This is a genomic window from Pedobacter sp. Leaf41 (assembly GCF_001422545.1).
Taxonomy (GTDB): domain Bacteria; phylum Bacteroidota; class Bacteroidia; order Sphingobacteriales; family Sphingobacteriaceae; genus Pedobacter.
The window spans coordinates 329,254-344,511 of sequence record NZ_LMLE01000001.1; the positions used below are offsets into that span (position 1 = coordinate 329,254).

The window sequence follows — 15,258 nt, forward strand, 5'->3', positions numbered from 1 at the left end:
ACTGCTATCCTTTGGGAAAGTAGTACCCTTTTGATATCACAGTAGATTTTCACTTTTTAGCGCTATTTTAAAATCATTTGGTACAATTCTTCTAGCTTACTTTTTCTTCCAGCCTTTTTGCATTTTTTTGTAAGCTTTCTTGCTAATTTTCGATTTCTTTTTAGAGCGGGATTTGCCCTTCTTTTTACGGGCATTGATGTTATTAACCAACGAATTTTTTACGCCAAGCTTATTCTTCTTCTGGCCTTTTTTCTTTGCTTTTTTGTCTTTTTTCTTTCCGCCTTTTTTCTTACTGTCTTTTTTCTTCTTTTCCTTTGCCATTATCTTCTTATTAAATAAATATGAGTAACAACATTCTACAGGTGCAAAGGTTCGTTTAATTTAAATTTGGTATTAGGAATTAATAAATTGGTGCTCAGTTTTTGGCTGATCGCTATCCAAGTTTCATTGCTAAAATAGGGTACGGTTTACCCGCATCATCATTTTCAAAGCGTTCCATTATAACGAAGCCCAAATGTTTATAAAAGCCTACTGCTTGTTCATTTTGCTCGTTTACATCCACTTTTGTTGCCTTCTTTTCTTCGATCGCAAATTTCATCAATTCTTTACCAATTCCTTTGCCTCTCGCACTTGGATCAATAAATAGCATTTGAATAGTATCGTTTGATAAACCTAAAAATCCCAGGATAACATCATGCGCTTTGAAACAAAATAGATCAACTAGATCGAAATATTTGGATAAAATCATTTGCTTATAAGTTAGAATATCCCTCTCGCTTAAAAAATGATGTGTTGCCCTTACGGATGCTTCCCATACTTTGATCAATATTTCATAATCATTTTGGGTTGCCTTGATGATATTTATTTTTTGCATTCCAGAGAGTTGATGGGGCGTTAATGTAGCTATTTTCAGACGAAATCGATATCAGAAAGCAGATTTTTAATAAATCGCGAGCCATTAAGCTGAACATCAGAAACGAATATCAGTACATACCTCACAAATAATAAACAGATATAAACACATATACATTTTGGAAACAAACATACCGGTGATGGCTTTAATATTGAACATTGATGAGGAACGAATTAAATATTTTACCGTAAATGGCAAAACAAATTAAAGCAATTAAATGTCCGCACTGTGGCAGCATAGGTAAAACAGAAATCAAGGCTGATCATTTTATTTGCAGCAGTTGCAACACCGAATATTTTTTGGATAATGACGACATCAACATTAACCACAATATAAATTACAATACCCCTCAATTTAATACAGGTGGAGGTAAAAAAGTCGGTCTAATTATTGGCTCGGTAGTCGCTGCATTTTTTGTTGTTGCATTGATAGTTCCATTACTTTTTGTAGGCAAAAAAAGCAATAATTTAAACGGATATGTTCGGCCAGAATTTAATTGGTATTCTCAAGAGCAGTTGGCTTATGCTGATAAAAATGGACACCCCATTGTTGTTGTTTTTGGTGCCCGCAGGTATTCGGGTAATGATGATGAAAATGAAACAGGTACATATATTAGTTTTTACGATTTGATATCAGATAAAGAACTTAAGACACAAAAAATAGGGACTTTTAGTATTTCGAATAGTAACAATTTTAAATTAAAACAATTTAGCAACGGCGATTTATATGCCATCGCCAATAAAACAACCATCTATAAAATCGATAAAGAAAATTATTCGCCAATTGATGTAACGCAAAGCTTATTTAAAAATCATACAGCGCTGGCGAGTGGTATTGCAAATGCAGAGTTTGCATATGATAGCAATGGAGAAGCCTTTAACTTGATGACTAACGAGGGTATGAATGTTTTCTTTTTCCCATTGATTGATAAAATTTACACCAAAGATGAAATGAGCGCCAGCCAACCTGCATTTGAGAAAAAAGAAATAAATGAAAAGCTAAAAACACAATATAGGTTTTCGTTGCATAGTGATGATTACCCTGAAGAGAAAATACAATTGTTTAAATATACCATGAAAGATAATGAAGGCGGACCTGATTATTATGTGCATTTAAGCTGGATGAATTATAGAGGTAAAAAAATACTCAACTATTTTCTTTGGGATGTTCTCCGTTCTTACACCGATCTCACCCCAGGCAGGGTGTATTTTGATCCTAAAATTCTATTTAGTGATAACGACTATGTAGTTATCGCTACCGATAAAACCCCGGCAGATAAATCACCAACTAATATTCAATGCATTGATGCAAAAAACGGTAAGTTAGTCTTTAGCTACCCAGTTCCAACTCATGAAAATTTCCATGATGGCATTCGGTACAAAGATGGATTTGTGGTCAGAGCAGGCAGTTTCCTGCTCGCTATTGAAATGGACGGAAAATTAATTAAAGAATTTAAATTAAGGTAAACCATGGGAATAATAAACTTTTTCAAAAACCAGTTATCTCAGGTAATAGAATGGGATAATCAAAACCCAGAGATTTTAGTGTACAAGTTTCCATCTGGTAATGATGAACTTAAAAATGCCAGTAAACTAATTGTAGGGCCAGGGCAGGGTGCCTTATTGGTTTACGAAGGAAAGCTAACTGATGAAATTACAGCAGAGGGCATTTATGATCTGGAAACTGATAATCATCCTTTCATTACCACGCTATTAAAATTGCGTACTGCTTTTGAAAGTGAACACAAATTGAAAATTTATTTCTACCGTACATCAGAAAATGTAAACCAGGGATGGGGCACTGTTCAGGCTATTAAATATATTGATCCCGTTTATAAGATTCCAGTTGAGCTTGGTGCAAACGGCTCATTTTCGTTTAAAATAGCAGATGCGAAACATTTATTCAGTAATGTAATTGGCTCGTCAGATCAATACACTGTTCTTGATGCAAGGCAAATGCTCCAAAGTCGTTTTCCGCAAGGCATAGCCTCTTCGCTTGCACAAGGTGGCGTGTCTTATCAAAACATTGATGCGCAACTGCCACTGCTTTCTCACAATATAAAAGATCAGATTAATAATGAGGTAAGTAACCTGGGTTTCGTTCTAACGGATTTTAAACTTAACGGGACAGTGTTCGACGAGGCTACAAAAGAACGAATTGGAAAGATTGCAGATATCACTGCCGATGCTATGGCTGCAGGAGAAGGTGGTTTAACTTATGTAGAGCTTGAAAAGTTAAGAGCCTTAAGAGATGCCGCCCGAAATGAGGGAGGTTTGGCAGGAGCGGGTTTACAGTTTGGGGTAGGCATGGAGATTGGAAAAACTTTCGATACCATACGCAACGAACAGATTGACAATTCTGCTGCCGATCCGGTTGCGAAACTCCAACAGCTAAAACTTCTTTTAGATGAAGGCATTATTACGCAGCATGAGTTTGATCAAAAGAAAACAGAATGGCTAAATAAGTTTTAAAGAAACCGTTATGAAAAAGATTATTGGAGTTTTTATTGTTCTTCTTGTTATTGCTTTTTTAGGCATATTGGGTTTGAGAATTTGGAATATCGAAGTGGTGAGCCTGCAAACAGTAATAAAAAGCAGTGCTACCTTGCTAATATTAGGCATCGCCATCGTGGTGCTTATTATCAGTTACGGATTTTATTTTAAGGATAACGCAGAAGGTTACGATAAGTCCGTAGGTAATCGGGCACATCCTAAGGTTTAAAGGTCAAGAAGAATAGGGTCTTAAATGAAAAAAGCGGTTTGAATAAACAAATCGCTTTCTGTAGCCCAAGCGTTACAGTTGTCAAACACCTTTCGGGACGATTTGATACTTTTGGCGAACATGGGCGGTGATCTATTGACCAGCCTATGAGACAAATTCGCTATGTTTAACTAAAGCTAGCCAATGCTTCAGTCGGTGTGAGAACGGCAAGATTGCTCTTTTTAAAATCTTTGGTATTTCGAGTGACAATAAAATCTAAATCGGGGATGCTTAGGGCACTATGGTATTGAATGGCATCTTCAAATCTTTAAAATCCGTTTTAAGCGACTGACGAATAACAGCAGCTGTTACGTCTGTTATTTCCGTCATATCAGCCAGTTCCTCCAGCAATCTCAAAATAGCATTTCCGGGCATATACTGACGAAGAATGTAATATATGTTATTGTAAGATAGATTTCAGGTAATTTTCTACGATATCACATAAACTCTTTCCTTTTTGGCGGGCATATTTTTTAGCCGAATCAATTACTGTATCCTCTATCGTTAATGTGAGTTTAGTAATCAGAACACGTGTGATAACTAAATCAAATATACGTGCTTAGAATCTCATTTAAAAAGACTGCACCAAAAAAAAATCAACAAAAAAAACCTTCAGATTTTGAAGGTTTTTTGTTGATTTTTATGGAATAAATCTCCATGTTGTTTCCGTGACGGAGTTTCTGTAGCCCGTAGGGGAATCGAACCCCTGTTTCCAGAATGAAAATCTGGCGTCCTCACCCCTAGACGAACGGGCCATTAAATAATTAGAGTGTCTTTCAACTCTTCTGGTAGCGGGGACACGACTCGAACGTGCGACCTTCGGGTTATGAGCCCGACGAGCTACCAACTGCTCCACCCCGCACTCTATATCTTCAAAAGATTCTTCGTTTGAAGGAGTGCAAAGGTATATAATATTTTCAGTTTTCAAAAGGCTTCTCAAAGATTTTCGGAATATTTAAATTATCTGCTTGATTTTTAATGGATTATTTTTTATGAGGCTGATTTTTTATTGGTCTTGCAGAAAAGGGGAAGATATAGGGGAAGCAAAACTCCAGACAGGCACGATACCAAACGATACTCGTAAACGAAAAAAAGTTGATCGTCAGCGGTATCGCTTTAAATCAACTTTCTGTTATTAGTGTAGCCCGTAGGGGAATCGAACCCCTGTTTCCAGAATGAAAATCTGGCGTCCTCACCCCTAGACGAACGGGCCATTAAATCAGTCTTGAGTCTTTAGTTCTCAGTCTTGAGTCAATAAGACTTCGGACTTGGTACTGACCATTTCAGACTACTTGGTAGCGGGGACACGACTCGAACGTGCGACCTTCGGGTTATGAGCCCGACGAGCTACCAACTGCTCCACCCCGCATTATATACAACTCGTTTTTTCACTTGAATTAAATCCTTAACTCTGTTTCCGAATTGGAATGCAAAGATATAATTCGTTTCTTTGTGCTGCAAATTTTTTTTTAAAAATATTTCTATGGCGCATAAAGCAGGTTTTGTTAGTATAATAGGTAAACCCAATGTTGGCAAATCTACCCTAATGAATGTGCTTGTTGGCGAGCGACTTAGCATCATAACTCCTAAAGCGCAAACCACAAGACATCGTATTTTAGGTATCGTAAATGAGGAAGATTATCAGATCGTTTTTTCTGATACTCCGGGTATTATTAAGCCAAAATACTCTTTGCAGGAGAGTATGATGAGCTTTGTGAACGGATCTTTGACCGATGCCGATGTACTTTTATTCGTTACAGACATCAACGAAACGCATGATGAAGATGATGTTTTAGAGAAAATACTAAACCGTGATATTCCTACAATTGTGTTGATTAATAAAATCGACAAAGCGTTGCAAGAGCAGGTTGATGAAAAAATTGCTTATTGGCAAGAAAAGCTAAATCCCATTTCTATTTATGCCATCTCGGCCTTACATAAACATAATATAGATGGAATTTTAGATCATGTTTTGCAGTTATTGCCCGAGCATCCGGCTTATTATGATAAGGAGGAACTAACCGATCGCTCGGAGCGTTTCTTCGTTTCTGAGATCATCCGCGAAAAGATTTTCTTAAACTACCAGAAAGAAATTCCTTACAGTACCGAGGTAATTGTTAAAAGTTTTAAGGAAGAAGAACTTAAAAATGGAAAAGGTAGCATGGTGCGGATCATGGCTGAAATTGTGGTAGAACGCGACTCACAGAAAAATATTTTAATTGGTACTGGTGGCAGCATGCTTAAAAAAGTAGGTACAGAAGCCCGTTTGGAAGTAGAGAAATTTTTGGATTCGAAAGTGTTTTTAGAGTTGTTTGTAAAAGTAATTCCTGATTGGAGAAGCAAAAAGAATTACCTAAAGAGCTTTGGTTACGATAATTAACCGTACCTTTGCAGCCCGAAATAAATCGGTTAGGAGTTGATAATCAATGGCTAATTGATATAGACATAACAATTTTTACGTTTGTGATAGAAAATCTACAATCGTAAATTTACAATCATAAATACAAAATGAGTAATATTATCGCCATCGTAGGCAGGCCAAACGTAGGCAAAAGCACCCTTTTTAATAGATTAACTGAAAGTCGCAAGGCAATTGTAGATGATATGAGCGGCGTAACCCGCGACAGACATTACGGCGTTGGCGAGTGGACGGACAAGCAATTTACCGTAATTGATACTGGTGGTTACGTAGCCAATTCTGAAGATGTTTATGAGGCGGCCATTCGCGAGCAGGTAATGATTGCTATTGAAGAAGCAAGCGTTTTAGTATTCATGGTTGATGTAACGACTGGCATTACCGATTTGGATGATGATATTGCCCAGGTTTTACGCAGAAGTAAAAAACCTGTTTATGTTTGCGCAAACAAAGTAGATAATACTGCACTGTACAATGAAATCCATACTTTTTATGGTTTTGGTTTGGGCGAAGTTTACCCACTATCGTCAATGACTGGTTCTGGTACAGGTGAGTTGTTAGACGAAATCGTTAAAAATTTCGAAGATATCCCTGAAGAAGAAAATCAACTGCCAAAAATTACCATCGCTGGTCGCCCAAATGTAGGTAAATCATCTTTGGTTAATGCTTTAATTGGGAAAGAGCGTAATATTGTAACCGCAAATGCTGGTACCACCCGCGATTCGATCAAAATTCATTATAACCAATTTGGGCATGAGTTTATGTTGATCGATACTGCCGGATTGCGTAAAAAAACTAAGGTTAAAGAAAACTTAGAATTTTACTCGGTAATGCGTACCATCAAGGCCTTGGAAGAAGCTGATGTGGTGGTATTGATGATCGATGCTGTAGAAGGTATCGAAAGTCAGGATATTAATATTTTCCACCTTGCTGAAAAAAATAAAAAAGGTATTGTAATCTTAATCAACAAATGGGATTTGATTGAGAAAAATACGCAAACAATGAAAGCTTTCGAGGAGCAAATCCACGAGCGTATTCGTCCGTTTACCGATGTGCCTATTGTATTTACTTCAGTATTAAACAAGCAACGTATTTTCAAAGCCATTGAAGCTGCTTTAGAGGTTTACAAAAATCGTGGAAAGAAAATTCCTACATCGAAATTAAATGATGTAATGTTGCCGTTGATCGAAAAGTTTCCACCTCCGGCTTTAAAAGGTAAACACATTAAAATAAAATACATTACGCAAATTAACGGCACCTCGCCAATGTTTGCGTTCTTCTGTAATTTGCCTCAGTATATTAAAGATCCTTATAAACGTTTCATTGAGAATAAATTAAGAGAGAATTTTGATTTTTCAGGTTCGCCAATTCAAATATTTTTCCGACAAAAATAAGCAGGTGACACTGGGGTTAACGGAAGCCTAATTTAATATGATAAATAAGCAGGGGTCGCATTCTATAGGAAAACGACCCCTGCTTTGTTTTACCGTCATGGTGAAGTTACAATCAATCTCAAAGAAATTTTTATCAATTTAGTGCAAGCCAAAAATTAATATTTTAAGTTTACGCCATGCAAATCGAAGTAAAAAATAGCCAGCTTTTAGATATAGATGCCATTTTCGACTTTTACGATATGGCCGTTGCTCATCAAAAAAAAGTATTTAACAAACACTGGCAAGGCTTTAGCAGGGAGTTGGTAGAAACAGAAATTTCAGATAACCGCCAATATAAAATTTTAGTTGATGGCGAAGTAGCTTGTGTATTTGCAGTAACTTTTAATGATCAGCTCATTTGGGGCGATCGCGACCACGATTCAATTTACATTCATCGGATCGTTACGCATCCTGCTTATCGTGGTTATTCGTTCGTAAAAGAAATTATCAAATGGGCTAAAGATTATGCAGCCAAAAACGATATAAAATTTATTCGTATGGATACCTGGGCTGATAATGAGAAGCTTTTAGCATATTATACTGGCTGCGGTTTTGATTATGTTGGCGTAGTTACACTCGAAAAATCGGAAGGTTTGCCGAAACACTATGAGGGAATCAGTTTAAGTCTCTTCGAGATTGTCGTTTAGCAATCTTTTCAATTCGATTCCCCAACTTAACATATCATCTACCTCACCAATATTTACAAAATGGTTTTTCTCCAGAATGGAATAGGAGGCTACATTACCCTTTTCAGTTGCAGCATAAATTGATTTAACCTTTGGTTGTTCCCTTGCCCATTCAATTATTCTGCCCACTGCCTCGGTCATAAAGCCTTTGCCCCTAAACTCTTCGTAAGTGCCGTAGCCAATTTCAATTTCTCCATCAGCATCGGGTTCACCAACAAAGCAAATATCGCCAACCATTTTTTGGTCTGGTTTAGAAATAATTACCCACAAGGTGTGATAGAGATAGTCTTTATCTTTATCGAAAACGTTGGGTAAAATAGTTTGCTGAAGTGCATCATGTAATGATTTCGAAATATTTTTTTTGGTGGGTAAAAGTCCGAATTCTTTTTCCAGAGAATGATCATCGCGAATATATTTTAGCAGTTGATCATGAAGCAATGGTTTTAAAATAAGCCGATCGGTTTCTATCATGGTGGAGCATTGAACAGAAGCTAATTTACAGTTTTTGTTGATTATCTTTTCGAACTAATGCTGCATTAAACCCCATCTCCCCGTAAGTTTCTAAACCTTTTGCGGGCTTCTGCGCTGAACATACTGCCCGGGTAATCGGTAATCAGTTTTTGAAAATAAAGTTTTGCCTGCACAATGTCGTTCAGTTTTTTCTCGTACAAATCGCCAAGTGTAAACAGCGCATCATCGGTCCAGATGCCATCTTTAAAATCTTCGCTTACTTTTTTTAGAATCTCTGCAGCTTTTTGGAATTCGTTTGATTTAATAAAGATTTTTGCCTTGGTCATCATTACTGCATCAGCAAGCCCATTTTGCGGATAAGCAATTGCTATACTGTCCAATTTAGTAATTGCTTTTACCGGTAAATTTCTAAAAATCAACATTTCTGCATCAGCGTACATTTTCAAAGCATTACTATCTGTTGGGGTTTGAATATTATCAGAAATTAGTAGACTTAAATTCAAAGCATCGTTAGCGATTAATTGTGAAGTAGCAGCCTTTAATACCTGGCATTGGCCATTGCTGTATTCAAAATTACCCTGATAAAAGGAAAGTTTTGCACTTCGAAAACGAGCCTCGTTACCAATAGATTGACCTTCAAACTGTTTACTCACCTGCTCATATACTAAAAAGGCTTCCCAAGGTTGGTTGGTAAGAATATAAATATCACCCAAATCAAGTTTCAACTGACCAAGATCCTGGCTACTTAAACCTGGCATTTGCAAAGCTTCTTCCAAACCTTTTTCGGCCTTCTCAGCCTGATTTAAATAATATGCATGGAGATTCGCTAATTTTTTAATCGCGAATAAAGTGTTTTTATTATTTCCATTTTCATCAAGCAGAGTTTGATAATCTTTGGCTAATAAATTAAGGTCTGCTAAAATTGGTTTGCCAGTAGTTTGGATATTGTATTTGGTATTTAACAGTTCGATTTTAGATGGTAAATAGTATGGGTTATCTTTACCTTTAGTGAGCAGGTACTCATAAGCTTTGATAGCAGTTTCATAAGCGCTATTATCAACGAAAGTATATATCGCATTAAACAAAGTGCCACCATCGGCCTTAGTGCGTTTATCGAAAGCAATCAGCTGGCGCAATGCCATATCGAACTCTTGCTGTTGAATGTAATTCCAGGTTAATAACTGGATGTAAACCTCTGCATCTGGAAATTTTTGGATCTTTTTTAAAATGCCTGTCTGAAAGGTTTGATAATCGGCCTTGTCATCAAAAATTACAGGCAAAATGGCTTGCGCTTGTGGCAGTAACTGTGGGAGTGTGGCCAATGCATCTAAATATTCCTGCATTAACATTGGTTTATCCTTTTTAAAACGGTAAATGTTTAAAAGCTCGTAAACAAAAAACTCATCATTACCCAGTATTTTCCTGCCTTGTTTAAAAGTTTGAACAGCGAAATCATAATTTTCAAATCTATAAAAGCTATTGGCCATACTACGGATTTTAAACTCATCCTTCGGCAGTTTATTAATTACCTCATTAAAGATTTTATTGGCTGCCTGAATATCGCCCTTTTCTTGATAGAGCTTACCTAGTGCAACAGGATAAGCATCATTTTCTGGACTTTGCCGCATGAGCTTCTTTACAGCTTTTTCGGCAACATCGTAACGTTTTAATTTCAAAAGAGAATTGAAATAAATATCAAAATAGCCTTCATTATTAGGACTGGCAAAAATTTTCTCTAATAAAATAACAGCTTTATCATATTCTCCATCACGATAATATTGAATAATTAACGACGTGTTATCGGCAGCGATAGGTGGATTTAGCCGTAAAACTTGCGCATTAGCACCTAATGTTAACAAGAAAAATACAAATACGATTAGTCTATTCATTATGCCAATTATAAGGTTTAAAAGTAATTAAAAAGGCTGAAAGCTAAAAACCCGATTGGTTAAACATTAACTAAATGGATTTAGTTGAAAGCTTAAGCAAGGCCGATTAATTCCAATAATAATGTTACCTGCAATTTATTTGTCTGTATTTTTTAAATACTAAATTGAGCCCGTTGGCATCTCATTTTGATAAGTAACATTGTTGGTGTAAAGCATAGTAAACTAACAGGGTTCCTTATTTTTGTCATCCCGTGAGAAATTAATTTATGTTAAAAAGAATTATTCTATTTGTTTTAATAGCTTCAGTTTGGGGATGTAAGCATCCTCAAAAGGGAGAGACTATACCTGTAGATGATTTCTTTAAAACGTTCGATAAAGCTTATTATCACATCTCTCCGGATGGTAAAAGTTTGTCTTACCTCAAACTTCAGGATAAAAAACTCGATCTTTTTGTTGAAGATTTAGCCACTGGAAACAGTGTTCAGCTGACGCATTTAACAGAAAAAACAATCAGTTTTCATTTCTGGACAAGCAATAATGAATTGATCTATTACACAGAAGATGAATCTAAAGACCGGCGTTCGGATATTTTTGTAATTAACAAAGATGGAAGCAAGCAGGTACAACTTAGTGCAAATGAAAAGACGCGTTTAAAGGTTATCGAAGATCAGCTTATTGACGATAAATATATCATTGTTGCATCCAATAAAAGAGATTCTACAGTGTTTGATGTTTATCGTTTAAATGTTAGGAACGGCCAAATGGATATTGCGGCTAAAAATCCAGGCAATATTACCGAATGGATGACGGATAACAAGGGTGTTTTAAAAATTGCTATCGCCAGTGATGGTGTAAACGAAACACTTTTGTATCGAGAAAATGAAAATCAGTCGTTTCAGCCGGTTTTCAGCAACAATTTTGAAACCACTTTCCGACCTATTGCATTTTCAGAGCAAGAGCCAAACATGCTCTATGCGATATCGAATGTGAATAGGGATAAAAATGCGCTAGTTTCTCTTGATTTGAAAACAGGTAAAGAAAAGAAAGTGCTGTTTGCAAATGACACTTTGAATGTAGTGGATGCGAGATATTCACGGGCAAAAAAGAAAATGCTATTTGTAACCTGCGAAACCTGGAAAAAACAAAAATACTATCTGGATAGCGAGTCCAGAGATACCTATAGCAAAATTGATTTAAACTTGCCAGGCTCTGAATGGCGGATAATGGATAAGGACAAGCAGGAAAAAGTTTTTGTGATTAGAACATTTACCGATAAAAGCCCAGGTTCGTACTACTTATACACGGCAAGTGATAATAAATTAAAAAAACTTACTGATATTAATTCTTCCATTAAAGAAGAGATGATGTGCGATATGAAGCCAATTAGTTTCAAAAGTCGCGATAGCTTAACCATTAATGGGTACCTCACACTCCCGAAAAACAAAAAAGCAACAAATCTTCCGGTTGTGGTATTGCCACATAATGGGCCGGGGGGAAGAAATAGTTGGGGTTATAACGCTGAAGTGCAGTTTTTGGCCAGTCGGGGTTATGCTGTTTTGCAGGTAAACTACAGAGGATCGACAGGTTATGGTAAATCATTTTATGCAGCTGGGTTTAAACAGTGGAGCGATAAGATACAGGAAGATGTAAACGATGGTGTGCGCTGGTTAATCGAAAAGCAAATCGCAAATCCTAAAAAAGTGGCTATTTATGGGAATGGTTTTGGCGGTTATATTGCATTAAACTGTTTGTATAAAAATCCCGATCTTTACAGCTGCGGCGGATCAAATTCTGGAGTAATTAACTTGTTTAGTTATCTGAAAACCATTCCTCCGTTTTTAAAATCGAACCTGCAAATGTATTATGAAATTGTTGGCAATCCGGTAACTGATACAGATTATATGCGTTTTGCATCACCCGTATTTCATGCCGATCGTTTTAAAACGCCTGTTTTTATTGCGCAAAACCCTAAAGATCCACGGGTAAATGTGGCAGAAGGTGTTCAGTTCATCAAGGAGTTGAAAAAGAGAAATGTGCCGGTTACCTATATCGAGAAAGAAGAAGGGCCAAACCCTGTATTACGCCAGCAAGGAAGAACTGCATTGTATAAAGCGTTGGAAGAGTTTTTAAAAACAAATCTGAGCAAGAAATAGATTATGGCCCTCGACAAAAAAAGTGGTTATCGCAAAAATTTCTCGCTTGGTGTTACCTTTATTGTTCTCATCTCCATTCTATTTATCCTATCGTTGTTTTTGGCTTTTAACTTCAGTAAAAAGTCTATTGAAAACGAATTCGTATCAGAAAAAGTAAATGTTTTAGAGCAAAGCATTAAAGCCTACAACGATTTTTTTCAGAACAAAATGCCTGAAATTTCATATTATAATGGCTTTTTGGATTCTGCAACTGCGGCAAAATTTGTAGATACCGTAACGATTAAATATCCATTTATTTCGAAAGTTACTTTTTATGATACCGAAGTAAAAAACGTTGCTGTGAAAGACGGGATGAACGTCGGAAATTTGTCTATAGGACCGAAATCCATCTACCAATTTGGTAAAACCATAGCACCAGATTCGGTAAAGCTGTTTTCTGAATTTGATACACGTTCTTTTAAAGTTGGAGATGATTTTAATGCAATGGCTTACAAGCTGGTAACCTTTGTAGACCTATTGGATACTGCAGCTGTACCCACCCAGGAAGAACTTTTCACAAATTTTTCTGTAGTAAAATCAAATAAAATCACTTACCTAAACATTCCCCGACGCGAAGATTTAAAAATCTACAAGGATATGATGCGGCATAAGCTGAATCCTTTGCCGGTTTATCAGCAGGATATGTTGGTATTTCAACTTGACCCAAATAAGATTAAGGTAATTAATACAAGACCATTGTTGTATCAAAAAATTGAAGTTGAGCCATTAACCTACGACCCAATTGATACTTCTGATGAGAATATGACTACTGAAATTGCTCTGCCGGGTGCATTTTCTGATTTCAAATTATATTTCACCTCGTCAAAATCATATATCAAAAAAGAAATATTTATTTACTTTATGCCGATTGCTTTAGTATTGCTTTTGGTGTATGGCGTATTGTTGTTGGTAGCTTTTCTAATCTACCGTAATCTCAACATCAACAGTAAAATGTTTAAGCTTCAATATGATTTTGTAAACAACCTTACCCATGAGTTTAAAACACCGGTTAGTGTAATTAAAATTGCAGGCAACAACATTAAAAGTGCAACTGCATTAAGTCAAAAAGAACAGCAACTTTATGGTAAAATTTTAGATGAGGAAGCGGATAAACTCAATGGCTTAATGAATAAGCTGCTGGCTTTTACTCAAATTGAAAACAAAGCCATAAAGCTTAACCAGGAGCAGGTAAATATTGAAGATTTCATCGAAAGTACAATTGAATCGCATACATTAAAACATCCTGATTTTAAAATTACTTATGAAGTTGTAGGGTTTAAAACCTTTATTACAGACCCGGTGTTATTAGGAAGCCTTTTCGATAATTTAGCAGAAAACGCTTATAAATATTCTAAACCTGCTCAGAAGATACTTCACATTAGTGCAAAGCTAATTAAGGGTGTTTTGGTTTTTAGGTTTGCGGATAAAGGAATTGGTATTCCGGCATCTGAATTAAACAATATATTTAAAAAGTTTTTCAGGATACAGAATGAATACAATCAAATGGGAAGCGTAGGCTTAGGTTTGGCATTTTGTAAAGAACTGGTTAACTTTATGCAGGGAGAAATCTCGGTTAAGAGCAAAGTGGGCAATGGCACAGAGTTTAAAATTGTGCTGCCTTATAATAGTTAAAGTGGAAAGTTAAAAGTAGAAACGCGATTGAGGCTATTTGAACTTAATGCATTGAAAATTAAAATACTGTAAAGTCTGAATGTTGTGATTTTGTTTGCCATAGTTAACATTTCAACCTTTGAACTTTACAACATATAAACACACAAAAATGTCTAAAGAAGTAAAAATATTAATTGTTGAGGATGATGAAAATCTTCGCTTTTTAGTCGCACATCGTTTAAAAACTGAAGGCTATAATGTTTTAGAAGCCAATGATGGCGAATCGGGTGAGCGGATGATTATAGCTGACCAACCAGATATTGTTTTATTGGACTGGATGATGCCAGGAAAGCAAGGTGCCGAGGTTTGTGAAAGTGTTCGTAAACAAGGTTTCGAAAATCTAATCATTATGATGACAGCTAAGGCACAGGATGTTGATAAAATTGATGCTTATAACTTTGGCGCATCAGATTATATTACCAAGCCATTTAATATGGATGTTTTGGTTGCGATGCTGGAAAGTAAAGTAAAGTTCATCGTAAATAAAGATACCGCTGAAATTCACCGTTTCGGCAATATGGAGCATCATCCGAATATTCATACTTTATTTAGAGATGGAAAGAAAATTGAGCTTACCATTTTAGAAAATCGGATTTTGCTTTATTTCTTGCGCAATCCAGGAAAAGTAATTAATCGCGATGAGTTAATGTTGGTGGTTTGGGGCTACAATTCAGACGTTAACACCCGTACATTGGATATGCACATTGTTCGCCTGCGTAAAAAGATTGAGTTAAATCCAGATAATCCACAATTGCTGCAAACCGTTCGCGGTGTGGGTTATCGTTTTAATGCGGGATAAGAAATGATTGAATGAATGAAGTTTTGAA

General features: G+C 36.2%; 14 protein-coding genes and 4 tRNA genes. 9 read left to right on the forward strand and 9 right to left on the reverse strand.

Features of this window, described 5'->3' with window-relative positions; genetic code table 11:
* Positions 1-96: 96 nt before the first annotated feature.
* Positions 97-321, reverse strand: coding sequence for a hypothetical protein (locus tag ASE92_RS01515; RefSeq protein ID WP_056848346.1), 225 nt, complete (start codon positions 319-321; stop codon positions 97-99).
* Positions 322-433: 112 nt separating this feature from the next.
* On the reverse strand, positions 434-874 hold the full coding sequence (locus ASE92_RS01520) for a GNAT family N-acetyltransferase (protein WP_082454875.1): 441 nt from the start codon (positions 872-874) through the stop codon (positions 434-436).
* Between the two features lie 230 nt (positions 875-1,104).
* On the opposite strand from ASE92_RS01520, the gene ASE92_RS01525 reads away from it, so the two are divergent.
* Genes ASE92_RS01525 through ASE92_RS01535 form a run of 3 tightly spaced genes read left to right on the forward strand, consistent with a single transcriptional unit; the run spans position 1,105 to position 3,634 of the window.
* Positions 1,105-2,379 (forward strand): hypothetical protein, encoded by a 1,275-nt coding sequence (locus tag ASE92_RS01525; protein WP_056848347.1) that lies wholly within the window; start codon positions 1,105-1,107, stop codon positions 2,377-2,379.
* A 3-nt stretch (positions 2,380-2,382) separates the two neighbouring features.
* Positions 2,383-3,384: an SPFH domain-containing protein gene (locus ASE92_RS01530; protein WP_056848348.1), complete on the forward strand. Its 1,002-nt coding sequence runs from the start codon at positions 2,383-2,385 to the stop codon at positions 3,382-3,384.
* A 10-nt stretch (positions 3,385-3,394) separates the two neighbouring features.
* Positions 3,395-3,634, forward strand: a complete 240-nt coding sequence (locus ASE92_RS01535) for a hypothetical protein (protein ID WP_056848349.1) — start codon at positions 3,395-3,397, stop codon at positions 3,632-3,634.
* A 439-nt stretch (positions 3,635-4,073) separates the two neighbouring features.
* On the opposite strand, the gene ASE92_RS21660 is transcribed toward ASE92_RS01535, so the two are convergent.
* From ASE92_RS21660 to ASE92_RS01555, 5 genes are all read right to left on the reverse strand, one after another.
* A complete protein-coding gene (locus tag ASE92_RS21660; protein ID WP_369817392.1) occupies positions 4,074-4,226 on the reverse strand; it encodes a DUF6364 family protein in 153 nt (50 codons plus the stop codon).
* A 130-nt stretch (positions 4,227-4,356) separates the two neighbouring features.
* Positions 4,357-4,428 (reverse strand) — tRNA-Glu (locus ASE92_RS01540).
* A 31-nt stretch (positions 4,429-4,459) separates the two neighbouring features.
* Positions 4,460-4,535: transfer RNA gene (locus ASE92_RS01545), tRNA-Met, on the reverse strand.
* A 279-nt stretch (positions 4,536-4,814) separates the two neighbouring features.
* Positions 4,815-4,886: transfer RNA gene (locus ASE92_RS01550), tRNA-Glu, on the reverse strand.
* 80 nt (positions 4,887-4,966) lie between these two features.
* Positions 4,967-5,042 (reverse strand) — tRNA-Met (locus ASE92_RS01555).
* Positions 5,043-5,156: 114 nt separating this feature from the next.
* Here ASE92_RS01555 and era point away from each other — a divergent pair.
* The 3 genes from era to ASE92_RS01570 all read left to right on the forward strand — a co-directional run bounded on the left by era (position 5,157) and on the right by ASE92_RS01570 (position 8,169).
* On the forward strand, positions 5,157-6,053 hold the full coding sequence (gene era / locus ASE92_RS01560; protein ID WP_056848350.1) for a GTPase Era: 897 nt from the start codon (positions 5,157-5,159) through the stop codon (positions 6,051-6,053).
* A gap of 128 nt (positions 6,054-6,181) precedes the next feature.
* Positions 6,182-7,483, forward strand: coding sequence for a ribosome biogenesis GTPase Der (der, locus tag ASE92_RS01565; RefSeq protein ID WP_056848351.1), 1,302 nt, complete (start codon positions 6,182-6,184; stop codon positions 7,481-7,483).
* Between the two features lie 176 nt (positions 7,484-7,659).
* Entirely contained in the window at positions 7,660-8,169 is a 510-nt protein-coding gene (locus ASE92_RS01570; protein WP_200926309.1) for an N-acetyltransferase, read from the forward strand.
* Here the strand turns inward: ASE92_RS01570 and ASE92_RS01575 are convergent.
* Both ASE92_RS01575 and ASE92_RS01580 read right to left on the reverse strand, forming a co-directional pair.
* A complete protein-coding gene (locus ASE92_RS01575) occupies positions 8,143-8,679 on the reverse strand; it encodes a GNAT family N-acetyltransferase (protein ID WP_056848352.1) in 537 nt (178 codons plus the stop codon). The genes ASE92_RS01570 and ASE92_RS01575 overlap by 27 nt on opposite strands.
* A 65-nt stretch (positions 8,680-8,744) precedes the next feature.
* Positions 8,745-10,568: a tetratricopeptide repeat protein gene (locus tag ASE92_RS01580; protein ID WP_056848353.1), complete on the reverse strand. Its 1,824-nt coding sequence runs from the start codon at positions 10,566-10,568 to the stop codon at positions 8,745-8,747.
* A gap of 266 nt (positions 10,569-10,834) precedes the next feature.
* Here ASE92_RS01580 and ASE92_RS01585 point away from each other — a divergent pair, with 266 nt between their 5' ends.
* From ASE92_RS01585 to ASE92_RS01595, 3 genes are all read left to right on the forward strand, one after another.
* On the forward strand, positions 10,835-12,721 hold the full coding sequence (locus ASE92_RS01585) for a prolyl oligopeptidase family serine peptidase (RefSeq protein WP_056848354.1): 1,887 nt from the start codon (positions 10,835-10,837) through the stop codon (positions 12,719-12,721).
* A 3-nt stretch (positions 12,722-12,724) separates the two neighbouring features.
* Positions 12,725-14,392 carry a sensor histidine kinase KdpD gene (locus tag ASE92_RS01590; RefSeq protein WP_056848355.1) on the forward strand — a complete coding sequence of 556 codons (1,668 nt, stop codon included), beginning with the start codon at positions 12,725-12,727 and terminating at the stop codon, positions 14,390-14,392.
* A gap of 148 nt (positions 14,393-14,540) precedes the next feature.
* Entirely contained in the window at positions 14,541-15,230 is a 690-nt protein-coding gene (locus tag ASE92_RS01595; RefSeq protein ID WP_056848356.1) for a response regulator transcription factor, read from the forward strand.
* Positions 15,231-15,258: the final 28 nt, after the last annotated feature.